The sequence below is a fragment of the Photobacterium sp. CCB-ST2H9 genome (assembly GCF_023151555.2).
Lineage (GTDB): Bacteria > Pseudomonadota > Gammaproteobacteria > Enterobacterales > Vibrionaceae > Photobacterium.
Genome location: NZ_CP100426.1, coordinates 471443 through 497548 on the forward strand (window position 1 = coordinate 471443; position 26106 = coordinate 497548).

General features: G+C 48.8%; 20 protein-coding genes. 12 read left to right on the forward strand and 8 right to left on the reverse strand.

Annotated features, from left to right (window positions below):
- Window position 1 precedes the first annotated feature (1 nt).
- On the reverse strand, window positions 2–943 hold the full coding sequence (locus L4174_RS18675; protein WP_248143322.1) for a bifunctional precorrin-2 dehydrogenase/sirohydrochlorin ferrochelatase: 942 nt from the start codon (window positions 941–943) through the stop codon (window positions 2–4).
- Window positions 944–1212: 269 nt separating this feature from the next.
- On the opposite strand from L4174_RS18675, the gene sseA reads away from it, so the two are divergent.
- Window positions 1213–2064 carry a 3-mercaptopyruvate sulfurtransferase gene (gene sseA, locus L4174_RS18680; RefSeq protein WP_248142409.1) on the forward strand — a complete coding sequence of 284 codons (852 nt, stop codon included), beginning with the start codon at window positions 1213–1215 and terminating at the stop codon, window positions 2062–2064.
- A 50-nt stretch (window positions 2065–2114) separates the two neighbouring features.
- Here the strand turns inward: sseA and L4174_RS18685 are convergent, their stop codons facing one another.
- Window positions 2115–2933, reverse strand: coding sequence for a phosphate ABC transporter substrate-binding protein (locus L4174_RS18685; protein ID WP_248142408.1), 819 nt, complete (start codon window positions 2931–2933; stop codon window positions 2115–2117).
- Window positions 2934–3001: 68 nt separating this feature from the next.
- The gene (locus L4174_RS18690; RefSeq protein WP_248142407.1) at window positions 3002–3889 is read right to left on the reverse strand and encodes a GGDEF domain-containing protein; all 888 of its coding nucleotides are present in this window, start codon (window positions 3887–3889) and stop codon (window positions 3002–3004) included.
- Between the two features lie 289 nt (window positions 3890–4178).
- Here L4174_RS18690 and L4174_RS18695 point away from each other — a divergent pair, with 289 nt between their 5' ends.
- The 8 genes from L4174_RS18695 to L4174_RS18730 all read left to right on the forward strand — a co-directional run bounded on the left by L4174_RS18695 (window position 4179) and on the right by L4174_RS18730 (window position 16474).
- Window positions 4179–5819, forward strand: a complete 1641-nt coding sequence (locus L4174_RS18695) for an ATPase RavA domain-containing protein (RefSeq protein WP_248142406.1) — start codon at window positions 4179–4181, stop codon at window positions 5817–5819.
- Between the two features lie 10 nt (window positions 5820–5829).
- Window positions 5830–7284: an ATPase RavA stimulator ViaA gene (viaA, locus tag L4174_RS18700; RefSeq protein ID WP_248142405.1), complete on the forward strand. Its 1455-nt coding sequence runs from the start codon at window positions 5830–5832 to the stop codon at window positions 7282–7284.
- 193 nt (window positions 7285–7477) lie between these two features.
- Complete coding sequence (locus L4174_RS18705; protein WP_248142404.1) at window positions 7478–8875, forward strand: nodulation protein NfeD; 1398 nt, start codon at window positions 7478–7480, stop codon at window positions 8873–8875.
- A 3-nt stretch (window positions 8876–8878) separates the two neighbouring features.
- Complete coding sequence (locus L4174_RS18710) at window positions 8879–9643, forward strand: slipin family protein (protein ID WP_248142403.1); 765 nt, start codon at window positions 8879–8881, stop codon at window positions 9641–9643.
- 237 nt (window positions 9644–9880) lie between these two features.
- Window positions 9881–10363 (forward strand): DUF3015 family protein, encoded by a 483-nt coding sequence (locus L4174_RS18715; protein WP_248142402.1) that lies wholly within the window; start codon window positions 9881–9883, stop codon window positions 10361–10363.
- Between the two features lie 199 nt (window positions 10364–10562).
- Complete coding sequence (locus tag L4174_RS18720; RefSeq protein ID WP_248142401.1) at window positions 10563–12410, forward strand: DUF4105 domain-containing protein; 1848 nt, start codon at window positions 10563–10565, stop codon at window positions 12408–12410.
- Between the two features lie 260 nt (window positions 12411–12670).
- On the forward strand, window positions 12671–13642 hold the full coding sequence (locus L4174_RS18725; protein ID WP_248142400.1) for a calcium/sodium antiporter: 972 nt from the start codon (window positions 12671–12673) through the stop codon (window positions 13640–13642).
- Between the two features lie 291 nt (window positions 13643–13933).
- Window positions 13934–16474 (forward strand): Ig-like domain-containing protein, encoded by a 2541-nt coding sequence (locus L4174_RS18730; protein WP_248142399.1) that lies wholly within the window; start codon window positions 13934–13936, stop codon window positions 16472–16474.
- 78 nt (window positions 16475–16552) lie between these two features.
- Here the strand turns inward: L4174_RS18730 and L4174_RS18735 are convergent, their stop codons facing one another.
- On the reverse strand, window positions 16553–17488 hold the full coding sequence (locus tag L4174_RS18735) for a universal stress protein (protein WP_248142398.1): 936 nt from the start codon (window positions 17486–17488) through the stop codon (window positions 16553–16555).
- 222 nt (window positions 17489–17710) lie between these two features.
- Here L4174_RS18735 and L4174_RS18740 point away from each other — a divergent pair, with 222 nt between their 5' ends.
- Window positions 17711–17902 (forward strand): hypothetical protein, encoded by a 192-nt coding sequence (locus L4174_RS18740; protein ID WP_248142397.1) that lies wholly within the window; start codon window positions 17711–17713, stop codon window positions 17900–17902.
- A gap of 16 nt (window positions 17903–17918) precedes the next feature.
- Here L4174_RS18740 and L4174_RS18745 read toward each other — a convergent pair whose 3' ends face one another.
- The 4 genes from L4174_RS18745 to L4174_RS18760 all read right to left on the reverse strand — a co-directional run bounded on the left by L4174_RS18745 (window position 17919) and on the right by L4174_RS18760 (window position 22869).
- Window positions 17919–18878, reverse strand: coding sequence for a YeiH family protein (locus L4174_RS18745; RefSeq protein WP_248142396.1), 960 nt, complete (start codon window positions 18876–18878; stop codon window positions 17919–17921).
- Window positions 18879–19012: 134 nt separating this feature from the next.
- Window positions 19013–19336, reverse strand: a complete 324-nt coding sequence (locus L4174_RS18750; protein ID WP_248142395.1) for a YdbL family protein — start codon at window positions 19334–19336, stop codon at window positions 19013–19015.
- 18 nt (window positions 19337–19354) lie between these two features.
- Window positions 19355–19570: a YnbE family lipoprotein gene (locus L4174_RS18755; RefSeq protein WP_248142394.1), complete on the reverse strand. Its 216-nt coding sequence runs from the start codon at window positions 19568–19570 to the stop codon at window positions 19355–19357.
- 47 nt (window positions 19571–19617) lie between these two features.
- Window positions 19618–22869, reverse strand: coding sequence for a YdbH domain-containing protein (locus L4174_RS18760; RefSeq protein ID WP_248142393.1), 3252 nt, complete (start codon window positions 22867–22869; stop codon window positions 19618–19620).
- Window positions 22870–23228: 359 nt separating this feature from the next.
- Here L4174_RS18760 and L4174_RS18765 point away from each other — a divergent pair, with 359 nt between their 5' ends.
- Window positions 23229–24506: an NRAMP family divalent metal transporter gene (locus L4174_RS18765; RefSeq protein WP_248142392.1), complete on the forward strand. Its 1278-nt coding sequence runs from the start codon at window positions 23229–23231 to the stop codon at window positions 24504–24506.
- 172 nt (window positions 24507–24678) lie between these two features.
- Window positions 24679–26106, forward strand: coding sequence for a TolC family protein (locus L4174_RS18770; RefSeq protein WP_248142391.1), 1428 nt, complete (start codon window positions 24679–24681; stop codon window positions 26104–26106).

Below are 26106 nucleotides of genomic sequence, written 5' to 3' on the forward strand. Positions count from 1 at the left end.
TTCAGGACAGAGCAGGAAGTACCAGACCGTTGTGCAGTACGCATAACTGGACCAGTGATTCAGGCGTACTTCCTTTTTCTGTTAAGACACAAACGCGAACCGATTTCTGAAGGAATGAAGTGACCTTCTCTGCTATGTCACCCAGCTGACAGTGTGCTCTGTCGGCATCTCGCCGGCAAAGTTCAATAAATCCAGCCTGTGCTTCTTCATTGGTGTACAGCACCATTTCTGCCTGTTGCATGAGTCGCAGGGCTTTTAAGGTCAGCATTTCGGTTTCTGTACCGGTTTCTATGACCCAGAGTGTTCCCTGGCTCTTGTCGGGGTGCGCAAGCAGGGATGTAAATGCGGTTTCCAGCGCTTCTTCTGTTTTTGCCGTTTCGACCTGAGGCAGACGGAAAAACTGCTCCCAGAAATGCCTGCGCTCATCGACGGTATTAAAGTGTTGCTTCAGCCGTTCTCTTTGCTTTCCCGCGTACCCTGCCAGCAGTGAAAGATTGTGCGCCAGCTGCGTTTCCAGTTTTTCTCTGAGAAAGCGCACCAGCACCGGCGAGGCACCACCACTTGAAATCGCGACTTGTATCGGCGAACGGTCAATCATGGACGGAGTGATAAAGTCGCAATGTGCGGGATCATCAACGGCATTGACCCAAATCCGTTTTTGCTGTGCATCACGAAAGATTCGTGTGTTCAGCTCGCGATCATCTGTGGTTGTCCAGACTTGATAGTAATCACCAAGCACCGACGATTTATAAGATTCTGCCAGCCAGCGCAATTTTTTCTGGGCGGCCAGTTTTTGCAGTGTCGGGTGGAGTCGGGGAGAAACCAGCGTGATATCAGCGCCGGCACGAAGCAGGAGATCTACTTTGCGGCAGGCGACTTCTCCACCGCCGATAACGAGGACTGGCTTGTTGGTCAGTCGGGTGAAAACCGGGAAATAATCCATCATTGCATCCTTGCTGAAAACGGCCAGACGACATTAACCTGATGATCTGTGTGATTCAAGCAACTTTTAGGGGCTGCTCATGTCCGGAATTGTAAGAAAATAGTTTAGTCTTGAGGGGTTACCTGTTATCACTATGGGCAGCGCAAGTGCCTGCGACTGTGTTTTCTGAAAGTGAACCGCTCTGGTTTGAAAGGCGTTTTCAAACAGATAAGTGGGGCGGGTTATTCTCAGAATAATCTCAAATTTTCAAATGGTTAGGTGAGGGATATATGGCAAGTGGCAAGTTACCGTCTTCCGTCGTCAGTGTAGACTGGCTGCTGGAAAATCTGGAAGCAAAGGAGATTGTGATTCTGGATGCCAGCTGGTTTATGCCGGGCAGCGGACGTGATGCAAAATCAGAGTGGATGAATGAGCGTATTCCCGGTGCAGTCTTTTTCGATTTCGATCAGGAAATCTGTGATAAAGAATCTCATCTGCCTCACATGTTGCCAAACGAAGCGCAATTCTCCCGACAGGTTTCTGAACTGGGTATTCATAACGACAAGCAGATTGTTGTGTATGACGCTCAGGGATTATTTTCAGCGCCGCGAGTCTGGTGGATGTTTAAAGCGATGGGACATGATGCTGTTGCTGTCCTGGATGGCGGGTTACCAGCCTGGAAACGCAGCCAGGGGCCTTTAATGTCCGGCGAGCCTGAAAAGCCGCAAATTGAGAACTTTGTTGCACGATTCAGACCCGAGTGGGTGACGGATGCGCAGTCACTGCTGACAAAACTTGATGATCCAAAGACTGTGGTTTTAGACGCACGCCCTGCAGCTCGTTTTTATGCGCAGCAACCTGAGCCCCGTGAAGGGATTCGAAGCGGCCATATGCCAAACGCAAAAAGCCTGCCGTTCGGGCAGCTTGTCAAAGACAATCAGCTGCTGTCGCCGCAGTTACTGAAACAACGGTTTGATGCAATTTCTGATGAGGATCAGCAATTGATCTTCAGCTGTGGTTCTGGTGTGACAGCTTGTATTCTGGCGCTTGCGGCTGAGGTGGCCGGCAGAGAAAAGCTGACCGTATATGATGGCTCCTGGACAGAGTGGGGCGCGGGACTGAAGTATCCGGTTGTCTCCTGAATGAAATCACCGTCTTGCCTGAGTGTTGTCAGGCAAGACGGTGAAAGGAATCAGTGATTCACTGGAATATAGCCGCGCTCATGCAGCAGCGTCTGACCTTCTTTGGACAGGATGTAATCCAGGAAACTACGGCCTTCAGAGGTTAACTTTGCGTCTTTATAGAGCATGATAAAAGGGCGTGAAATTTGATATTCCCCTGATTCAAGGTGCGTCAGTGTTGGTGTGACCCCTTCAAAAGACAGCGCCTTGACTGAATCATCCACTGAACCCAGTGAGAGATAACCGAGTGCGTGGCGGTTACGTGCAATCAGGCTTTTCACCATGCCGTTCGTGTTAACGACCAGCGCTTTGGCATTGATGTCCGAAACACTTTTATCGCCGATGTTTCGGGTCAGTCCCATGAAATCTTCAAAGGAAAATCGTGAACCGGAAGCATTTTCCCGGCTGACAACTGCGATAGGCAGATCCGATCCGCCGACATCTTTCCAGTTCGTGATTTTGCCTTGGTAAATCGCGATGACCTGCGCTTTCGTCAGGGTATTCACCGGATTGTCTTTGTTGACCACCAGCGCAATGCCGTCATGCGCGATAATGGTGCTTTCAACATCAGGACGAATTTCATCATCTTTCAGAAAACGTGAACTCATGCCGAGTTCAGACGCGTTTTGTTTTACCGCGGTAATCCCAGCTGAAGATCCGGTTCCCTGAACGGCGATCAGGGTATCCGGATGTTGCGCCTGGTAGGTTTCTGCCAGGACTTCAAGGATATGGCTGACTGAAGTAGAACCAGAGACCGTGACCGTTTTGGCTTGGGCCTGCAGTGGAATCAGGGTAATAAAGGCCAGCAAAGCGGCCAGACGATACAGCATTTCGTGTCTCCGTAAAACTCGGGCGGTAAAGCCGCTATGGTATGACGAAGTTATGACAGAAATGTGAATCAAAAACTGCGCGATTTCTGCTCTTTGTCTTCGTACATCGCATGATCGGCTTTTGCCAGCAGCATATCCGGATCACTGAGGTTGCCTGGATGGTAGGGGGTGAGCCCAACACTGATACCTAGTTTGAACGTTTCTCTCAGATTCAGCGTCTGCTCATCAATCAGTTCCAGCCATTCCTGGCTTTGGGCTTGATCGGCGCTGGGAAGCAAAACAACAAATTCATCCCCGCCAATGCGGTAAATCTGGCTGCCGGTCGGCGAGTGCCTGAAAAGAATATTCGCGATTTCAATCAGAACCAGATCGCCCTGATGGTGACCAAGGCGATCGTTGACTTGTTTGAAATTATCGATATCGATATAGGCCATGATGCCGCGATGCAGATGAATCGCCATGTGGTCAAAGCGTCTGAAAAGCGAACGGCGGTTTTGAAGTCCGGTCAGGTCGTCTTGCAGGGCCTGACGGCTCAGCTCCAGTTCCAGTTCTCTCGATTTTGCAACCTGTTCTTTCAGCCGAACAATCAATTCACGCCGCTGATGAAGAATTTTGATAAAACAAAAACACAGCAAAAAGACGCCGATGTTTGAGAAGACATTATCTGCGCGAATGAGCAGCCAGTGTGTCGCTAACTCGGGGATCTCATCCAGCAGATCTGCAATCACACCCAGCCCGTAGGTACAGGCAGACACAAGCAATAAAAACTTCATTTCTTTGCTTGCGACTTCTCTGACCAAAAGAATGATGAGTGCCAGTGTCAGGCTGGAAGTGACGGCTTCCAGGTTACCCTTCATCGGGATAAAGGTCGTCGCCAGAACCCCTAAACACACAAATATTGTCAGCCCGGTAGGCAATTGAGAGATTTTCTTCATAATTGAGTAAAATGTTAACACGATGTCCTTGTCACGGGTAGCTCTATAGAAGCACTTTTGTGAGACGATCACCACATCCTGTTTTACGTGTGAAATCCATTACAAAATGTGATCTTGTACTAGTGAGTTAAACGTCATTAATGAAATCATTGATTACTGAGCGCTGGGTCGCGAAATAGTTTGATATATCTGTTTTGTAACAAAATATGTAGTTTAACAAGCTTGTAACAATGTGTTTTTTACAGCTATTCTCAGGCTAGAGCAGGTTAAACCGGACACAGCACTTACAAGCATCGAGGAACAGACATTTATGCTATCAATGGCGGCCAACTCCTTCCCAAACAAAGCGCTGCTTGCTGAGCGGGTAGATAAACTGATTCATGCGCTGTCGAACGGCGTTTATGAAAGAGAGCATACCATGCGTCTCTGTCTGCTATCCGCGCTGGCAGGGGAAAGTGTGTTTTTACTTGGCCCCCCCGGCATTGCCAAAAGTCTGATTGCAAAACGTCTGATTGAAGCTTTTGATGGCAGCCGATTTTTTGATTACCTGATGACACGGTTTTCAACGCCTGAAGAAGTGTTTGGGCCTTTGTCTATTCAAGAACTGAAAGATCACGGTAAATATGTGCGGCTTGTCGATGGTTACCTGCCTACAGCTGAAGTTGTTTTTCTGGATGAGATCTGGAAAGCAGGTCCGGCAATTCTGAATACGCTCCTCACCGTCGTCAACGAGCGCACCTTCAAAAATGGTCAGGAGACACTCAAGGTCCCGATGCGTTTGCTGATTACAGCGTCCAATGAATTACCGGATGAAGACAGTGGACTGGAAGCGTTGTACGACCGGATGCTGGTCAGGGTCTTCGTTAACCGGATTCAGGAAAAACAGAACTTTAAAGCGATGCTGATGGGCGAAGGCCCTGAAATGGCAGAAATACCGGAAGCTCTGAAAATCAAAGCCGATGAGTATCAGCAATGGCAGACGCTGATTGATCATGTGTCTCTGGAAGAAGAAATTTTTGAGACCATTTATCAGCTAAAAAGAGTCATTGAAGAGAAAGTTGAAACCGGTGAAAGCAATGAACTCTATATTTCTGACCGCCGCTGGAAAAAGTCGTTACGGTTGCTCAAAGCCAGTGCATTTTTTAATGGCAGGGACAGCATTAATCCTCTGGATTTGCTCTTGTTGCAAGAATGCCTCTGGCACAGCCCTGAATCACGTCAGGACATTCGCGATATTCTGCGTGATTTTGCGTCCAATACGGTATTCGGACAGCAAGCCGCAACACAACAGGCGGATACAGCACAGCATCAGATTGAAGAGGTCCATCAGGAAGTAGCCAGCAAGCTCTGCATGACTTTCGGGCATGACACCCTGATGGGGAAAGAAAGATATAAGTACGATTTCTCCGGCGCCAAACGGTATACGGTCAACAATAACTCCCGGATGATCAAACTGGTCATGTTGCAGCACAACCCGTCTGTTTCCGAACAGGAAACCGGCGACAGTCGCTGGGTGTATGTTGATGGTGATGAATTTGAGAAAAAGATCAAAACAGGTCATTGCGATATCTATGGCTTTGTAAACAAGAATACGCACCTGTGCCGTTTGCACTTTGAGATTGATGCCAGCGACCGTCTGGTGATTAAAGATATTGCCAGCCGGAATGTGCTGGTCGGTATTGCGGGTGATTATGGTGTTAGCCAGGAACAACTGGCAGGCTGGCAGCAAAAAGTTCAGCAGGCCACCGACGCGATTCATGAAGCTGCGCATTTACTGAAGCTGGCCCGCAGCCGTTTTCACGGTGCATTACCGCATAACTTTGTTGATCCTGAATTTCCGGTGCTGATTGAGCAGAGCCTGACAACAGCCAGTGAGGAAATCGATACGATTCAGCGTCATCTGGACAAAAGTGCGATGCGTCTGACCCGTCTGACGGAATATTTCGCTTAAGGGGGCTCAGATGCCAGTTACGGAAGGGATCAATCTTGCCATGATGCTGTCTGAGTCCGGCATCATTGAAAATGCAGTGAATGAGCTGATGACACGTCCACAGCTGATGATGGCTGCAGATACGAGTCCGGGTATGAAATCTGCCATGAAGTTGCAGATTCAGAAATGGCGGGGTTATGTGCAGCATCGGATTGCCAAAGTCGATGTTGCTGAACGCTTTAGTCAGGAACTGGCTCTGTATCAGAAAGTGAGGCAATGGTCGTCTGATATCTTTGTTGAAAACGCTGAACAGGTGGTCAAAGAGCTGGAAGAAACCTCGGGTTTCTATTTCAAGGCCCGCAAGCTTTTGGAGCATGAACAAAAAAAGCATAACCCCATGTTCCACAGCTATTTTTGCCATCAATGGCATGAACATTTGCAGGAAGCACTGAAAGCAGCACAAGAGTCTGAACTGGAACACCACAAAGATGAGTTGCTGAAGGATCTGTATCAGCGCATCGAAACCATGCAGCAGATGGAAAAAGTGGATGAAGCCGGGGACGAAAAACGAGCCGGCCGGTTGTGGGATATGGCAAAAGCAAAACTGACCCGCACCGATGTTGAACGTTTAAAATCCATTACGAAATTCTTACAAAAAAGCAGTGAGTTACAGGAGATCGCGGACTCGCTTGGCCGGATGGCTAATGAAGTTGACGACCCCAATCAGGCTCGTGTGCAGAGTGAAGAGCTGAAAATGGTTGAGGAGAAGAGTGACAGCGTCACGGATGATATTGTCGGGGTTCATCCCAGCGATGATCTGGCCCGGCTCTTACCGAATGAAGCTATGTTTCTGGCATATCCGGAACTGGAAGTGGTGTTTTATAAGCATCTGGTCGATAAACGTCTGATGAATTACCGGATGCAGGGAGCACAACGTAAATTACGGAAAGTGAAGGCCTATAAAACGCAAAGTAAGCAAGTTGAGCAGGATAAGGGACCTTTTATTGTCTGTATTGATGCCTCGGGTTCCATGTCGGGTTACCCTGAACAGTGTGCGAAAGCCTTAGCCTACGGCCTGATGCAAATTGCGCTGGCCGATGAACGTGACTGTTACGTGATGCTGTTCTCCACGCAGCACATTACCTATGAGCTGACCAAGCAGGATGGTTTAAGTGAAGTCCTGAATTTTCTCTCGTATTCTTTCCACGGGGGCACCGATCTGGCGCCGGTACTGGCACAGTCGATTGAACTCATGAACAGTGAGAAGTACAAAAACGCGGATTTGATCGTTTTATCTGACTTTATTGCTCCGTCACAAACGCCGGAAATGCAGGAGAATATTGCCCGGCTGAAAGCGCAAAAAAACCGTTTTCATGCGGTTTGCCTGTCACGTTACGGCAACCCGGCGCTGATGGAGATGTTCGACACGCATTGGTCACATCATCCCTCGGCTTTTGAGCGGTTATTCTCACGTCAGGCATCCTGAGAACTTCCCGGAAATTTTTGTTCAAATCTCCTCTCCAGACTGCTGATGCAGGGCTGAACCACCAGCCCTGTGTCGTATTCAATACAGCAGTGTTTTTCTGTGCGCTATGCTTAAGGTGAAGAATTTCCTGATGTAAACCGCAGCGGGTTTTTCCATCTGTCTCAGTCAGGTACGCCAATGGGGAGCATGCGCCATGAAGCTGTTTTCCGTCTTTGTCTTTGTGCTGACGATGTTCTGTACATTCAGCTCAAGGGCTGATGATGTCTGGGTAGTGAATATCCAGGGTGGGATTGGTCCCGCTGTCAGTGATTTTGTCTCCAGAGAAATTGAAAGCGCACAAGAGAAACAGGCAAAACTGGTGATCCTGAAAATGGATACACCGGGCGGGCTGGATACCTCTATGCGTGAAATCATTCGCGCCATCACTACTTCTTCCGTGCCAATCGCGACCTGGGTCGGTCCGGCAGGCTCAAGAGCCGCCAGTGCCGGAACCTATATTCTGTTTGCCAGCCATATCGCGGCTATGGCTCCCGGTACGAATCTCGGGGCGGCTACACCTGTATCTCTGACAGGCGGACCGGCTGGCGGAAAAAAAGATAATCCATTCGGCGGAAATGAAGAACCGTCGCCTGCAGCGAAAGATGAGTCGTCCGCGACGAGCTCAGAGAAAGGTTCTGCTTCTGATGAGGAAGTGAAGGCAGAGACCGCGATGGAGAAGAAAGTCATCAATGACGCTGCCGCATATATCACCAGCCTTGCAAAACTCCACGGACGAAATGAAGTCTGGGCGCAGAAAGCTGTCCGTGAGGCTGCCAGTCTGGATGCGGAAGAAGCTTTGAAAGAGAACGTCATCGATTTTCTGGCCACTGATCTCGACGATTTGATTCGTCAGTCTGACGGGCGCAGCGTCCTCATCAACGGTATTCAGCAAACCCTCAGTTTGCAGAATGTTGCTTACGTGGAACGGGAGCAGGACTGGCGATTTAAACTGCTGGCTGTGATTACGAATCCGAACGTGGCTTATATTCTGATGCTCATCGGGATCTATGGCTTATTACTGGAGTTTTATAACCCGGGTGTCGGTCTGCCCGGCGTGCTGGGCGGAATCTGCCTGTTACTGGCAATGTACTCGTTACAGCTGTTACCGGTCAGTTATGCCGGGCTTGGATTGATCATTCTGGGGATCGTTCTGATGGTTGCAGAAGCGTTCAGTCCCAGCTTCGGGATCCTCGGCTTTGGCGGTATTGCTTCTTTCGTCATTGGTTCAGTGATGCTGATGGATACGCAGGAGCCCGGTTATCAGATAGCTTTGCCATTGATCATCGGGCTGACCGCCACCTCTGCTTTATTTACTTTTGTGATTCTGGCGTTGTTGCTGAAAACCCGTCGTAAACCGGTCACAACGGGGGCAGAGATGCTCGCCAATGATGAAGGGAAAGTCGTGAGCGGATTTCCCGGTGAAGGGCGGGTTCTGGTTGAAGGTGAAATCTGGCAGGCGAGATGCGATACGGCGCTTCGTGTCGGCCAGTCAATTGTTGTCAAACGTGTGGACGGGCTTTGTTTGCATGTCGAAGCCAAAGAGAAGGAATAAATTATGATTACTTACTCCCTGGCAACCATTATTGTGTTTGTTATCGCGCTGATTATCAGCATGTTCAGAGTGCTGCGCGAATATGAACGTGCAGTTGTTTTTCTGTTGGGCCGGTTTTATGAAGTGAAAGGGCCGGGTCTGATCATTATTATCCCGATTATTCAGCAAATGGTTCGGGTCGATTTGCGTACGATTGTATTAGATGTTCCGACCCAGGATTTAATTACGCGTGATAACGTGTCAGTAAAAGTGAATGCTGTGGTGTATTTCCGGGTGATTGATCCCAAAATGGCAATTAATAATGTAGAAAATTATCTTGAAGCCACTAGTCAGCTCTCCCAGACGACACTGCGATCTGTATTAGGGCAGCATGAACTTGATGAATTGCTCTCAGCCCGTGATGAGCTGAATAAAGATTTGCAGGGCATTCTCGATATGCATACCGATAATTGGGGAATCAAAGTCGCGAACGTTGAGATTAAACATGTGGATTTGGATGACAGTATGGTTCGTGCGCTCGCTCGCCAGGCTGAGGCAGAGCGTTCCCGTCGTGCAAAAGTTATTCACGCAACCGGTGAACTTGAAGCGTCTAAAAAGCTGATGGAAGCGGCTGAAGTGCTGAATAAAGCACCGAATGCCGTTCAACTGCGTTATTTACAGACATTGACTGAAATTGCCAATGACAGAACGACGACGATTGTTTTTCCACTGCCGATTGATTTGATCGATAAAATGAGTACATGGATGGGGAATAAAGATAAAGGCTGATTTGAAGGGAATGGATGCAATCAACTATTCAGGAATTATGCCAGAAATAAATGAATGGATGAAAATGTTACACTTTTTTCAGTTTAATTCGCTGTTTTCTGGGGTTGAGCTAAAAAGTACTGAATTAACGGATTCATGCATTGATAAAAATTGAAATTAGACTTCAGGTTGTTATGATTTGCGACGCATAGAGTTAATGCAACAATATTGTATTAAAATAAAGCGTAAGGAATAACAATGAAAAAAGTAATTGCAGCGGCAGTACTCGCAGGTTTGATGCCACTTTCTCAAGCTATGGCAGACCAGGATATTGGTTGTGGTCTGGGTTCCATGGTATTTGCCGGTAAAGAAGGCAAAGTATTTAAAGTTCTGGGTGCTACAACCAACGGTACTTCTGGTAACCAGACTTTCGGTATCACTTTCGGTACTCTGGGCTGTGAAGGCGACGGTGTAATCAGCTCTAAAGAGAAGCTGGCAATGTTCATCGACGGCAACATGGACAACCTGGCTCGTGACATCGCTCGCGGCGAAGGTGAGACTCTGGCAACTCTGACTGATGTTTGGGGCATGAGCGACGAAGCAAAAGCTGAATTCAATACTCAGGCTCGTAACAACTATGCAGCTATCTTTGCATCAGAGAACGTAACTTCTGCAGACGTTCTGGCAAACCTGAACACTATGGTTGCTGATCAAAATACGCTGGCGGCATACGCACTGTAATTTGAATTACTTTCGTGATCTGCCTGGATGCAGCGCCTCAGGGCGCTGTATCTTTTTCAATCTCTTTTCAGGAAATATACCCGTCCGAATACGTGTTGGTGCGATTGCCTCATGAATCAGCTGACCAATGCGAGATTCCAATTGGTATAAAGCATGGAAGTACGTTTGTTTGTATCCATCTGACCCCCATCGATTTCACATGAAGACCTGGTTAACTCTGCTTCCTCTCACCCTATTCAGCAGTTCTGCACTGGCATTCTCTTCGCAGGACATACAGCAGCTGTCTGACTCGAAATACTGGCATACGCTGGGTCATTATCAGCCGGGTATAACAGGCTCTTACAAGAGTCTGGTCGACTCCCGGACGTTTTTTATCAGTGAGCAGGGTAAATCTGCCCCTTTTGCTGAGCTGAACGCGACAGTGAATGCTTTTGAAAAGGAAGCGGGCGCATTTACCGGCGAACCAGCCGATGACAGTTACAGTTGCCGCTATCCGGCGCGTTTTCACTGGCTGAAAGAAAAATTACAGGCAGACTGGCCACAGCCGGTTTGTCCTCAGCAAGAACTTTGGAAACAGGCACTGAACCCGAAAGGTTTAACCCTGGTGTTTCCGACGGCATTCATGAACAGCCCATCTTCAATGTTCGGACATACATTACTCCGGGTTGATGCCAAAGATCAGAACCGGCATCGTGAGCTGGTTGCATTTGCGGTGAACTTTGCGGCTACCCCTGAATCAGATGACAACGCATTCCTGTATGCGGTGAAGGGGCTGATTGGTGAGTATCCGGGTAACTTCACCGTCATGCCTTATTACCGAAAAGTCCGTGAATATAATGACTTAGAATCCCGGGATATTTGGGAGTACTCCATTGATTTCAACGAGCAGGAAGTTCAGCAGGTGTTGCGTCATCTCTGGGAAATGAATGGTGTCGAGTTTGATTACTACTTTATCGATGAAAATTGCTCTTATCAGTTGCTGGCATTACTGGAAGCGGGCAGGGAAGATCTGGATCTGACTTCCGGTTTTGACTTGCAGGCCATTCCGTCTGATACCGTTAAAATACTCAGGGATAAAGGACTGATTCAGGCGCCGGAGTACCGGGCTTCGTTCGGAACAAAGCTGATGTATTATGCGGAACAGTTGTCTGATGAACAGCTTCAGTCTGCACGGAATGCAATGAATGGACAGTATCCGACTGACGGTACGCCGTCCGAGCGAGCGGCAACGCTGGAGATGGCCTATGAGTGGCTGAACTTCGAGTTTTATGATCAGGCATTGCCCCGTGAAACCTATGCTCCGAAGCTGCAGAAGCTGTTACTGGCGCGAAGCCAGCTGGATACTCCGTCTCCGTTCTCAGAGCCACCAAGACCGGCGATGTCACCTGATGAGGGACATCACTCTTCTCGTTTGGGGCTTGGATATCGTTACAGCAAGCATCAGGATGATCAGGCGCTGCTGGAGTGGCGTGTGGCTTATCATGACTTGCTGGATAATGCGGGTGGTTACATTCCGGGTGCTCAGATCAGCTTCTTTGATCTTCAGCTCGGTGTGGATCAGCAAGGTGGTCTCGATCTGAATCAGCTATATCTGGTGGATGCGATGTCTCTGGCACCGGATTACAGAGTGTTCGATTCACTGTCCTGGAATATCCGGGCCGGTTATGACAGGCAGCCGGATGAAAACGGTCAGACTGGCCGGTACTTCATGCAGGGTGGCTATGGTAAATCCTGGGGAGATGCGAATTCTCTGCACGCCTATACCTTGATGTCATCTGAGCTGAATTATTTTGATGCACAGGGAGAAAACCTCAACCTGGGATTTGGAGCTGAGGCTGGGATGGTCTGGCAGGCAAGTGAAGCACATAAGCTGGCCTTGTCGGCACAAGGGCTTTATCAATGGGATGCCATGCGCTGGCGAACCGATGTAAAAGCAAGCTGGCACTGGGCGCTGACACAACACCTCGGTCTGAGAACACAGGTGCAGTATCAGCAATGGCAGCGAGATGATTTGTCATCTTCTGTTCGTTTGTACGCTTATTTCTGATTGTGACAGGCGGGTTATTGAAGTCTCTTCAGGTGTCTGAAGGGACTTCTGATCAGGTCTGTTTCTTCCGCTACCACAAAGGAATGGATACCGGAAAATAAGATGTAAGATTTCGTTGTATGAAGAATAATTTTGCTACCACTCAACAGGTAAAACCTATATCCTTGGCGCCCCAACGCTGATGTTTATCGAACGTTCGACCTTTTCAAAATGCCACATTTTTTGAACGTTATTTTGTTAAACATTGGGATGTACTACTTATGATGATTGCATCATTAGCCATATTGCTGGGATTTGCGTTGCTAGTCTGGAGCGCAGATCGGTTTGTTGACGGTGCGGCAGCCAGTGCTGGCCATGTGGGGATGCCCCCCTTATTAATCGGCATGGTAATTGTGGGGTTCGGTACCTCCGCGCCTGAAATGGTGGTGTCAGCCATGGCCTCACTTGACGGAAACCCTGAGCTGGCGCTGGGCAATGCCCTGGGGTCCAACATTATCAATATTGGCTTAATTCTGGGCATTACAGCGATCATCGCGCCGATTGCGGTTCAGTCAAACATCCTCCGAAAAGAGTTACCATTACTAATTTTGATTGGTCTGTTGGCTGGCGGGTTATTGTGGGACGGACAGCTGACACGCATCGAAGCCATTGTGCTGTTGTCCGGCTTTTTCATTCTGATTGGCTGGTCAATCTATTCCGGTCTGAGGAATAAAGGGGATGCACTGGCCACAGAAACAGAAAATGAGCTGCAGAATCAGGACATGCCGTTGAAGAAGGCACTGATTTGGCTGGTTGTTGGTCTGGTTCTTCTGGTGGTCAGTTCCCGGATTCTGGTCTGGGGTGCAGTGACTATCGCACAGTCTCTGGGCGTCAGTGATCTGATCATCGGCCTGACAATTGTCGCATTGGGGACCTCTCTGCCGGAGCTGGCAGCATCCGTTGCAGCGGCGCGGAAAGGGGAACATGACATCGCGATCGGAAACGTGGTCGGCTCAAATATGTTCAATATACTGGCAGTGATCGGGATTGCCGGAGTGATCTCGCCGATGACCAGTATCGGAGTCGAAGTCTTTGCCCGTGACTGGCTGGTGATGATGGCGCTGACAGTCGCACTGGTATTGATGTGTTTGGGTATCCGTGGTCCGGGTCGTATCAACCGGTTTGAAGGGTTTCTCCTGCTGGTTGCGATATTTGCTTATAACTTATTTTTAATCAGTACGATTGCTGCTTAAATATTTTTTGAATTGAAACAGGATGGTCAGACTGACCATCCTGATGATTTCCTGCCAATTTATCTTGTCCATTTCCTACTTTAAATCGTGATCTTAATTCCTGATGCATTGTCGGTAGACGATCAGTTTTCGCTTAAAACTGAGAGCTGACTGAGGAATAGTTAAATATAAATTTGTCTTATTTATCATAATGCAGAAAGTCGTCCATTATGACTACGGATAATTTGCTCATCAAATGAAGCAAATATCTTTTTTGGGAATATTTCCGTTTGAGAGAATAGGACGTTCATTATGCGTAAAACCCTTATTCATACAGCTGTTGTGGTTGGGCTCGGAAGCCCGTTGTCCGCATTTGCTGTGGATTGTACCTCTTTAACATTATGGGCCAGTGATACGGCATATAACGGTGGTGCTCAGGTGCAGCACATGGAGAATGCTTATCAGGCCAATTGGTGGAATCAGGGTAAGGATCCTGTCCAGTATTCGGATCCTTATGAAGAATGGTCGCTGATTGGTGCCTGTGATGCAGCCGGAGGAAATCAGCCTCCAACAGTGGCGATCACATCTCCCCTGAACAATGCTCAGTTCGGGGTGAATCAGACGATCACGCTGACCGCAGATGCATCAGACTCTGATGGCCAGGTAACCGATGTTACTTTCCAGGTTGATGGCAGTGTCGTCGGGATTGATGATACAGCGCCTTACTCCGTTTCTTGGAATACGGTTGAAGGCAACCATACGGTGACGGCTGTGGTCACTGATAATCAGGGAGCCAGCCGGACAGATGCCGTGTCTGTCATTGTCAAGGCGGAAGGGAACAATCAGCCGCCAAGTGTGGCACTGACAAATCCGACAGCGTCATCGCAGATTGCAGAAAGTGACGTGGTCACGCTAAGTGCAAATGCAACCGATCAGGATGGTACCGTCACTGCGGTTGAGTTTTATGTGGATGACCAGCTGGTGGGTTCAGCAAATGCAGCACCTTTTCAGGTGAACTGGACAGCAACTGCCGGTACCCATGAATTCAAGTCCAAAGCCATCGATGATGCAGGAGCGGTCACCTGGAGCGCTGTGGTGACCGTGGCTGTTTCCGGTGCTTCGTCCGGTGGATGTGCCGGGGTACCAGTCTATAAAGCAGGGACCAGCTATCAGGCTGGCGATATCGTTCAGAACGTTAATTACAAATACCGCTGTGATGTTGCCGGCTGGTGTTCATCTGACTCTGCATGGGCCTATGAGCCGGGCACTGGTTTGTATTGGTCTGATGCCTGGACAGCGCAGGGGATATGTGCAGTTGTGCCAACAGTGACATTTACGGCTCCGGCTGACAATGCAACTGTCCTTCAGGGTGACGTTGTCACTCTATCGGTGGATGCCACCGATGCTGATGGTTCAGTGACCCAAGTTGAGTTCTTCGCTGGCGGTCAGAGTCTGGGCGCAGACATTTCAGCACCATTTGAAATGTCGTGGACAGCGGTCGGTGCAGGTGCGGTCAATCTTTCTGCTATCGCCACAGATAATGAGGGGAATACAGGTCACGCAGGTGTGCTGGTCAATGTCAGTGATGCGCCTTTGGTGGTCACGCTGACGTCTCCGGCATCCGGAACATCTGTTGGTTTAGGCAAATCAGTCGCGGTTTCAGCCGATGCTGCGTCGCTGAACAGTACGGTCAGTCAGGTCGATTTTCTGGTGAACGGTACCGTCATTGCCACTGATATGACGTTACCTTACAGCACCAACTGGACGCCGGGTGCAGTGGGGAATTATACCGTGTCCGCCAAAGTAACCGATGCGAGCGGATTGAGTGTGATTTCTTCGGCTGCCACAGTGAAAGTTTTGTCACAATCGGTGAAGAAACATAAGCTGATTGGTTACTGGCACAATTTTGTGAATGGCGCGGGATGTCCGATAAACCTGAGCGATATGTCAGATGCCTGGGATGTCATTGACATTGCCTTTGCCGAGAATGATCGTGGCAGTAACGGAACAGTGCATTTCAATTTGTACAGTGGTGATATTCACAGCAGTTGTCCGGCACTTGATCCGCAAAAGTTTAAGCAGGATATGGCCGCGTTGCAGGCGCAAGGGAAAAAGTTTGTGCTGTCTCTGGGGGGGGCAGAAGGAACGATCACGCTCAATACCGATGCCGACGAAGCCCACTTCGTTTCAAGTCTGACGGCGATTATCAACGAATGGGGATTTGACGGACTGGATATTGATCTGGAAAGCGGTTCGAACATGGTTCACGGTTCTCAGATTCAGGCGCGATTGCCTCGTGCCCTGAAGCAGATTGAAGCCAATATTGGCGGAGATATGTATCTGACCATGGCGCCGGAGCATCCTTATGTTCAGGGCGGTATGGTGGCCTACTCAGGGATTTGGGGCGCTTATATTCCGCTCATTAACGAGCTGCGCGGAACCTTGGATTTGCTGCACGTGCAGTTGTATAACAACGGCGGTTTGCCAAATCCCTACACCACAGGGGCAGCACCAGAAGGCTCGGTGGATATGATGGTGGCTCAGTCGAAGATGCTGATTGAAGGTTTTACGCTGGCAAATGGGGAGCAGTTTGCACCACTGCGCGATGATCAGGTTGCAATTGGTCTGCCATCAGGCCCGAGTTCAGCTAACTCCGGTCAGGCACCGACGCAGAATATTCTGAATGCGCTGGATTGTCTGACGGCCGGAACTCACTGTGGTTCTGTTGTCCCGGCCTTCAATTACCCGAACTATGGCGGTGTGATGACCTGGTCAATTAACTGGGACAAGCACGATGGGTACAATTTCTCTGGTCCCGTCGGGGCTAAACTGGATGCCATGAACGCTCAGTAAGACAATGTTGAAACAATCATAAGCGGGCTGTAGAGCAGCCCGTTTTTTTTCATTCTGCTATCTGCCGGATAAGCTGAGTTAATAGGCTTTAATGTCGGTGACAAATCCTTTGGGTTTCAGTGCCAGAATTGAACACCGGGTGTTTTGTACAATGTCTTCTGCAGTATTGCCCATGATAAATCCGGGAATCCCTGTTCTTGCCACAGTCCCCATCACCAGCAATTCAATTTGTTCCTGTTCAATCATGTCCGGAATACATTGCTGTGGCATCCCTTTGAGATGGCATACTTTCATCGGCCCATGGATTCCTGAGAGCGCAACCAGTGCATTGAATTTCTCAAGGTGCTTTGCTTCTGTTCGCTGAATGGAATGTTCGAGTTCAGATTCAGGGACGTGGATAAACGGGTTACTGGAAATCTCTTCGTACGGAAAATCCCAGCAGGAAATGACAATCAGACTTCCGTCACAGTCATTTGCCAGGTCACGAGCCGTTTGAAGCAGTGCCACGTCGAGATCTGTTTCTGCCTGACTGTCGCTGTCGGCATCAATCGCAACAGCGACATGGACCTGATGTTGCGGGTGAGTTATAGGACGGCAAAGCCAGACCGGGCAGGGACACTGACGCAGAAGCTCCATATCCAGTGCTTTCAGGCCACTGTCTGGCTGCATGCGTGCTGCGGTTTTAATCACCAGATCGAAATCGTCGCGCAGGACACTCTGAATAATCAGGGTGGCCGGTATTTTGCTGCTTTGGGCAACGATTGCAGGCATGATGCTTTGTTGCGGGGTGGATAATCTGGTCCTGGCTTGTTTCACGAAATTTTTGGTTTTTTCGATGAGTGCTTGTTCCCAGTTTGCCTGATAGCTTTCCAGTGTTTCCGGTAAGTCCGGGTAAATGATGAATATGGTCAGCTTCCCCTGAAAGGCATCAGCCAGACTGAGCGCCTGTTGAAGGCCCTGTGTTTCATCCTGAATGCCATCGCTGATGTAAAGAATGTTTTCAAATCGCCGCATGACAGAACGCTCCTCAGACAGTGAATCAGCTCCTTTTATCCTAGACGAAAGTCTGAAGTTATCGGGTCAGCACGTCGAGACGGTTTAATTGAAATAAGAAAACTGCCTTAACTACTTTTGGTTATAACAAATCCTGCTTTCTTAGTGTGAAAGGGTATTTTCCCGCTGGAGTACACATCAACAATAATGTGTTGATGTAATAAGGCAATTGAAGTGACGCAGATGGATAAGAAAGTGAAATGGGTGGTGGCTGTACTAGTGCTGACGGTGGGATCGCTGATGACGTCAGGGATATGGAGTGCATTGCTGAGTCTGACCGCTTTTTCACTGCTTTTTACTCTGGTTGCCAGAAACGCATGGCGTAAGGACAACCAGAGTCAGGACAGCACCCCGCAACCTTTTGATCTCGATTGACTGCTGGTGATCTTGATTAACTACCGGCAAAGCCAGACAGTATTGCCAGCAGTGATCCGCTCCCTATCGTGAACCAGAGCAGAACACCAAGCACGAGTGGTTTCGCTCCTGCAGCGCGCAGTTTCTGCACCGTAATTCCCGCCCCGATCAAAAACAGACAAACCACAAGCACACGCTTGGAAAGTGAAAAGATTGCCTGGTACAGTTCACTGAATTGCGGCAGCCAGTGTGCGAACAAGATGGCAACACAGTAGTACAGGATAAACATGGGGACTGAGATTTTCTTTTCGTTTCCCCGAAATAATAAAGCGCTCAGAAAAGCCAAAGGAATAATCCACAGAGCCCGGGCGAGTTTGAGTGTGGTTGCGGTGATCAACGCTTCATCGCCGTAGGCGCCCGCCGCCCCGACAACAGAGGATGTATCATGAATGGCAATGGCGGCCCACATTCCGAATTCATGCTGAGACATATTCAGCAAATGACCGATGGTCGGGAAGATAAACAGGGCAACTGAATTGAGAATAAACACCGTGGCCAATGCGAGTGATGTCTGGTGACTGTTCGCCTGAATGGCAGGGGAGACCGCTGCAATAGCACTGCCGCCACAGATAGCGGTTCCAGAAGCAATCAGGTGCCCTGTCTTTTTGTCCAGTCTGAACAGGCGGGTCAGTAAGACCCCCATGAGTAAAGTAAGCACAATTGAAGCCAGAATTAACCCAAGGCCGGACCGGCTGGCTTCAATGGCAACATCCAGCTGAATCCCGAATCCCAGACCAATAATTGCAGCAGAAAGAAGTTTCTTGGTGAGAGACGCAACCGGAATATCCGTTGGCACAAAACCTAAGGTTGCGAGCGAAAATCCAAGGATCAGTGCAACCGGTGAATTGATGACGGGCATCAGACAAACCAGCGCACACAGCCAGAATATCGGATGACGGGTGATCTGTTGTTTAATGAGAGCGGGTTGGAACAACATGTTTAAACAGCACACGAATAAGGGTGGCTGGAGTATACCTTGTTCTGACGCTGAAATTCACTGTAAGATCTGAGTGTTGAAAGGTTGACTGCAAAAAAATTGGTTCCACCGAAACTTGTCGGTGTCGCCGGGGACTATTTTTTCACCCAGAGTCCGCTGGCGTTCTGGTAGAAATGTCCCGGCTCGGTTCTGTCGATTGCTTTCTTATAGGCGAGTCGCGTGACTTCAGACAGCGTCAGACCGTGAGATACGGCAATACGCTGATAACTCTCTTTCCGTTCTTTGTTGACTTCCAGGATCAACTGGCGAATCTCTGTGGTGGGTGACAGTGTCACGGCTGCAACGTATCCGGTATTGGCTTCACCGACGAGCCCCTGCGCTTTGGCTTGCTGTAAATCAATGGCAAGCACATTGGCGCAAAAGAAAAGAATGGCAAAATAAGTCAGCATACGTTTCATGACTGGCTCCCCGCCTTGTCAGAAGACTTCGTCATCACTGAATAGGTCATCAATTTCCTTATCAACTTTAATGCGAATTTCATGCTCTATTTTGACATTCAGATTCACTTCAATCGGCTTATCCGATGCAGCAACCTGAACCGTTGGTGTACAACCAGTTACCCCGAAAGCTGAGAAGACGAGTATTGCTGCCAAACAGCCTGTCATGCAGTAATACTTTAACTGAATATCCATGGGCTTCGACCTTTTCAAGTCATTTGCAACAAATTTCAGCGCAAAATCTATTTTTCGAGACCAAGTTGCTTCACAAACATGCGCTCGAACTCAGAGGCATTAATTGTATTCAGCGTTTTGATCAGGGCCGGGATGTCATCTTGTATGTTCAGGTTGATGTTGACCGGTCTGCCATGCAGGAAGTCTGGGTTGTGGCCTTTGAACCTTGAACTGGCATTTAATTGACCATCCTTTGAATAGTCTATATCAATGGCAAGAGAGTCGTATTGATAATTTCTGAGAATCCCGGCGATGACTTTGAGGCTGTTGGTATTGCCCGATTCGATATTTTCGCCAATCGATGACTCTTGTTTATAGCGTAGAATACCGCCGGGACTTCTTGAAAATAAAGTACCTTTTTTGATGACGGGTTTGCCGTCTTCAATTTGGATGGGCAGCATACCGTCCAGCAATCCGGTGAGTTCGACATCTTTTGCGTTAAATAAATCCATTAATTTCTTAAGACTGAGACGCTGGATCCGCAAGGGAATCACATCAATATTCGTCAAAGAATGACTGGTCACCCCCTGGGTACTGAGATAGCCGCCCAATACTCTCGCACTTGCCCTGTGAAGGGCATAATCAGGTTTACGGGTATCAAACTCGCCGTTCAGGGTAATGTCCTGAAATAAGGTTCCGGCAAAGAGCCAGCCGTTATGCACCGTCAGGGGATGACGACTCCGGATGGTGTTGTTGTAAATCAGGCTGGTAAACGACAGATTCAGATCAGCAAAATGGACATCCTTAAAACGACCATTCAGGTGTTCAGTGAAGACATCCAGTGAGCCGGACCATAATTGATTATCGAGAGTCAGATCTGCAATGACAGTCAGATTGCCGTTATTGAGATCCAGCCGGGCGGGAAGTTGAGGCAAGTAAAATTTCTGGAGACTTTGTTTTCCGGAGAAGGTTAAACGCTGGGGGAAAATCTGAAAGCGGGTTTTCCCCGTTGGTATGGCTGATGTGATTCTGAAGTGAAGAATCGGAGAACTTTTTGCTGTGCTGAAACGGCCTGTGACTCCTATTTGGTCAGGACTCGTGGTCAGTGAACCATGACTCCTGACGGCCGGGAAGGGTTGGGCATTCAGGCTGAAGGTCAGGTCGGCTTCATATTCACTGTTGAATGCCCACTGGTCTCGGGTCAGTTCTGCCCGGAGTCGATTCAGAGTGAGCGTCAGATTTCCTGTGGCATGCTGAACTGGCTGACGTGTGCGTCGGGTCGTCTGTTTAGGCTCGACAGGGTGAGTACTGCTGAAGTCTGCATTCAGCTCAAGGGGAAGCTGTTCAGTTTCAATGTGCCATGACGTCAGCGGTGCCTGTTCTGTCAGGGGAGAAGTCAGCCTGATTTCCGAAGCACTGAATTCAGGCCGGTTCAGAATGTTGTTCTGATGCTCTGCTGTATCGGGCAAGGTGATACGCTCTGCGTGGGCTTTCAGATCAGAAATCGTCATTTGCAGAACATTCGTTTTTATCTGTGCCTGAATCCTTTGCGACATTTCAATGGATTGTGCCGCGACTGGCCCGATTTTCAGAAGCTTTGTAGCCGCCGTAACCGTACTGCCTGCTTCACAACTGAGGGTATTCAGCCAGTCGTTTGACGGTTCCGGATAGGGGATGTGGCAAGTCAGCGCAGTCAGATCAATTTGAGTTTGAACGTCAGGACTTTTGCTTGAGATAGCCAGTTGTTCCTGTGCCGCAAGACTCATCAGTGCTTGTTTGGAATTCAATTGCAGCTCCCAGCGCCATGTCCCGTCATGCGTCATGTTTATCCGGGCAGGATCTTGTTCGCGACGATTGGCTGTTTTCGAAGGGGTGCCGTCGGGCCTTGTAAAGGCAATGTGTTCAGGTCCCTGTACTTCAATCTGATAATGCCAGTCAAACGGCTCTGATGCCTGAGTGGCTTGAGTTTGTGTGTGCTCTGAATGGATGCGCTCTGCTTTGACGGAAAGCGTCTGTGTTTTTGAATCTTCAACATGAATATCACTGATATTGAACTTGTGCATGATTTTAGTGACATTGTCACTTATGCATGCGATTTGCTGGGGAACATCCGAGGAAAATTGCCAATTCGCATCGCAGGCCAGCAGGGGGGGCTGTGTCTTATCCGCTCCGGATGCATCCAGAAGCCGAAGTGAAAAAGAAGCGGCCTGATTGGCAGATGCCAGGAAACGTATATCAAAAGGCAATGCATTGGTTACACCCGCGTTCAGCATTCCTTTCAGTGAAAAATGCGTGCCTTCCTGCGCTTTGTTCAAAGAGAGTTGAGCGTGTGACAGGTAACCCCGGATGGTCAGCAGATCAACATCAATTTTTTTCGCCGGAAGCTGATAGAGCAGCACGGTGAGTTGCCCGAGCTGAGGCTGAAACGGTGTCTCAGAAGCAGGTTGGCGGCTGAGCAGGAAAGACGGATTCCAGTCGATTCGTTTGGCACTGGCGGTAAGGCTGTTCGCGGGCGATGCGAGATCCAGCGTGATGCTCAACTGATCAATGCCCTCATCTGTTGTCTCCTGATTCTCGGTTTGTCCCGGTGTTATCTGCCTGACGGACATGTGGAAAGGCTGCGTTGTCTCTGTTTTTTGATAAGAAAAATTCAGGTCTTGAAAGTCAGCCGGATACTTTTCAGTCTGGTTGGCTGCAGGAACCGGCAGGTTCATTACACCGCGACCCAGATGACCGCTGATCCGAAAGTCGGGCGACGTTGCGACTTCAATCTGGATATCCTGAAGACGTTGTCGGTAACCGGTGTCAGACGTCAGGGTGTGAAACTGGGTTTCGGCACTGTTTGCATGAAAGAGAAAACGCCCCTGAGTCAGCGCGCCCTGGCTGACGAATGAGACCTGCTCCAGCATGGCATCTTTACCGTTCAGATTCATTTGTCGCAGTTGGGTTCTGAATTGAGGTGAAGGCCTCAGTTTCATTTGCTTGGCTTCAATCCGCCAGCGTTCTTGAGCCGAGTCCGAGAGCGTTCTGTCCTCCCGGGAAGGGTTTTGTTTTGAAAGGAGAACGTGGCTGAGCTCAATTTTCGTTTCATGGATGTTGATCGTCAGCAGTTTGACCGACAGACCGTGCTGGGATACACCAATGCCAGAAATGGCATGTAACTGAATGCCCTGTGCGGTCAGCCAGAATGTGGTCAGCAGGGCGATGACGGTGATGAGGCAAGCACTGATGGTGACCGTCAGTAAGACCCCCCGCCGGATACGACGCAGGTACAATCTTGTTCGGATTTGCTTGCCAGCAGCATGGTTGTCAGAGGACATATCGGCTCAAGCGTTGAAGACAGACTTATGGTGCTTTCTTTACAAGCATAATCCGAAGCTCAGATGAATGTGGAAATTTGAACGGTGTCATGACGATTTGGCACGTGAATTGGCGGGAATCAGAGGGCCGGGATTCTTATCATGCAATCAATCATTTACACCGATATTTTTTATCGTTTTTTTACGGCTTTCTTCGGTAGGAACTGATGCATACTGATCTCAAACCAGAATTATGTGCTTTATGTTGTTTATGGTTAGTGAATCGTATTGATTGAGGCCGGGTGCGGGGATTGCATAAATAATTTAAACCTGCGACAAATAAGTTCATTACTATAAAAAACTACAAAGGACGTATTTGAATGTCAGACACAACATCAAACCCGCCACAGGCCCGTCCGGGCAATGGCATCAAGCAACTGATTCGATCTTTGGGTCCCGGAATCATGATGGCTTCAGCAGCCGTCGGTGGTTCTCACCTGGTAGCATCAACCAAAGCCGGTGCGATATACGGCTGGCAACTGGCTGCAATCATTCTGCTCGTTAATCTTTTTAAATATCCTTTCTTCCGAGCCGGCATTCAATACACCATGGGAACCGGTAAAAGCCTTGTGGAAGGATATGATGATATGGGACGTGGTTACCTGCTGGTTTTCTTCGTCCTCAACCTGATTTCAAGTATCGTCAATACTGCGGCGTTGCTCCTGTTCAGCGCCAGTCTGCTGGGCTACTTCATGCCGGGCGAGCTGCCTTTGTCTGTTTTATCTGCGATGGTACTGGCCGCTTGTCTGATCATTCTGATGGCTGGGCACTATAAGGCGCTGGATGGCTTATCGAAAGTGATCATGTCAGTTCTGGTGATTGCGACCATTTCCGCTGTGGTGATTGCGGCCGGGAATGGCAGCGTTGCGCCTGCCGACTATGAGGGCCCGTCAGCCTGGACGCTAGCGTCTTTTGGATTCATTGTCGTCATGATGGGCTGGATGCCGGCACCTATAGAGATTTCCTGTTTGACTTCACTCTGGCTGAAGAGTCAGCGTCAAGAACAGACAGTCACGACGCGTTCGGCATTGTTTGATTTCAACGTGGGCTACATTGGCACTGCGATTCTGGCAATTGTATTCCTTTCACTGGGTGCGCTGGTGCTCTATGGCTCAGGCACGGAGCTGAAAGCATCAGGTATTGGCTTCTCGCATCAGCTGGTCAGCATGTATGCGTCTACCATCGGTGAGTGGTCCCGTTATCTGATTGCGGTTATTGCGTTCTTCTGTATTTTCGGCAGCACGATTACTGTGATTGACGGTTATTCACGGGCTCTGGCGGAAGCTCAGCTGCTGATTCAGAAAAAGCCTTTGGCACAAAATCGTTACATTAATGGCTGGATGATCATCGTGAGCGTGCTGGCAATGGCCATTATTCTGTTCTTTACTTCAGCACTTATGCCCATGATGAACTTTGCGATGGTGCTGGCGTTTATGACGACGCCTGTATTTGCGTACCTGAACTATCGTTTGCTGACCGGTGCCTCTTTACCTGCAGAAATGAAGTTAAGTCTGGGGATGAAATATCTCTCCTGGGCGGGGCTGGTTTATTTGTATGGTTTTCTTGTCGCCTTTATCTGGTGGAAATGGTTTATGTAATCATTTTTTCAATGATTGATGAAAGCCCTCTTGTGAGGGCTTTTTCGTTTGATATTCTTTAAAAACAGTATGTTGTGACATCACGTGAAAGAAATATGTGTGTGACGCTTGTGTTATAGAGTAATAACTCTAAAATGAAAGCTGCCGTTCTTGAGGTATGAAGGATAAAAAAATGATAGTCAGCCCGCCCAAGGCTAAACCCTTTTCCCTTGCGTTACTGATCAGTGCTCTGTGTTTTCAGGCACAAGCCGCTACCGTGAGTTTTGATGATGCCTGGCAGCTCGTACGAAACCATAACGATGAACTGGCAGCTGAAAAGAGTAATGTTGAAAAAGCTGAACATTTGCAGGAAGCGTCTCGTGCATTGTCATTACCACGAGTCACGGTTTCGGCGAATTATACCTACCTGGATGCTCCGGTTGAGATTGCTCCTTCCGATATCATTGCCAGTACGCCTGCAGGCAAAAGTCAGGTGGCAAGCATGCTTCTGCAACAGAAACTGGGCTTGTCATCGGCACAGCTTGATGAATTGTTCACATCCCGCGTAACGAATAGAGACATTCTGACCAGCTCTGTCCGTGCGGTCTGGCCAGTATTTCTTGGCGGACGGATTATGGCTGCTCAGGACATTGCCAAAGGAAAGACGCAGGAAGCGAAGTACATGCTCGAAATGAAAGAGCATGCCAAGTTTGAAGATTTATCGAACTATTACTTTGGCGTGGTACTCGCTCAGCAAGTGATGGAAACACGGCAGGAAGCGGAAAAAGGGCTTGAAAGACATTACAAAAATGCGCTGAAAATGGAAGCACAAGGTCAGATTGCGAAAGTTGAACGTCTTCAGGCTCAGTCTTCTTATGACAAAGCCCGTGTAGAACGTCTGAAAGCACAACGGAATCTGGAAATTGCGCAGGTTGCTTTAACCAAGATGCTGAAATTGCAGACCCCGGCAACGCCCACCACTGCATTATTTGTGAATGAAAGTTTACCGGACATGATGACCTTCCTGAATCAAACACTGAGTGATTATCCGGGGCTGCATATCCTGGATGCCAAGAAGCGTCAGGCTAACGGGGCATTGGATGCCGAGAAAGGAAAGTATTATCCGGAAGTTTTTGTTTACGGTAATTACAACCTTTATGAAGAAGATACGCTTGCCGCCAAAACCGCACCTGACTGGGCCATTGGTGTTGGTGTGAGTATTCCGTTGCTGGACTCGTCGGGCCGGTCAGACAAAGTGAAAGCCGCTCACAGTGCGATGACTCAGGTCAATTACCTGAGAGCCCAGGCAGAGCAGGACTTAACAGTGCTGGTGGAGAAAACCTATCGCGAGGCATCACAGGCGCTTGAGGAATATGAAGGTCTGGCTTCAAGTGTTGCACTGGCAGAAGAAAGTGTCTTCTTACGTGAAAAAGCCTTCAGTCAGGGACTGTCAACGTCTCTGGATGTCGTTGATGCTGAACTGTATCTGGCAAGTGTGAAAACCCAGCGTTTGTCCGCGGCTTATCATTATGTCACAGCGTTATCACGACTTCTGGCCGTCAGCGGCGGTATCAATACCTTCGACGAATATGAAAATTACAAAGGATTAAAGGTTAACTGA